This window comes from Marinobacter sp. EVN1 (assembly GCF_000475375.1).
Taxonomy (GTDB): Bacteria; Pseudomonadota; Gammaproteobacteria; order Pseudomonadales; family Oleiphilaceae; genus Marinobacter; species Marinobacter nauticus.
In genome coordinates, this window is sequence record NZ_AXCB01000050.1 from 1 (window position 1) to 403 (window position 403).

The 403-nt window shown below is 56.3% G+C and carries 1 protein-coding gene; it reads right to left on the bottom strand.

Going from position 1 to position 403, the window contains the following annotated elements; genetic code table 11:
- Positions 1-160 precede the first annotated feature (160 nt).
- A partial coding sequence (locus Q674_RS36990) for a transposase (protein WP_023009699.1) occupies positions 161-403 on the bottom strand: 243 nt, incomplete at its 5' end.

Here is a 403-nt window from a genome sequence, read left to right on the forward strand (position 1 = left end):
CCGGATTTCTCATAGGTCCCCGGCAAGTCTCGCAGACTGAGCAGGTTACCGCCATTACCGCTCATTTGCGGTCGCGATTGATTAATAACTGATCAATTTCTGTTGTCCGGACACACGGCCCCCTTTCCCCCATTGAGTCGGGCCGGGGGAGCCCGGGCTTCTATCCCGGAACCAGTTGACGCACCAGGTCAGAGAGTTCGTCTTTGTAAGGATAGGCATCGCTCATCAACACCCGTATGCGCCGAGTGTTGCGAATGATGACCGCGCCCACCTTGATCAGCTTCAGCCGCAGGTTACTGGCGCTCATTCTCTCGAAGGGCGTCTTCTTCAAGTGGGCCCGTAATCGCTCGAACAACGTGTAGGCAAAGCCCGATAAGAGCAACCGCCACTGATTGGTCCACCA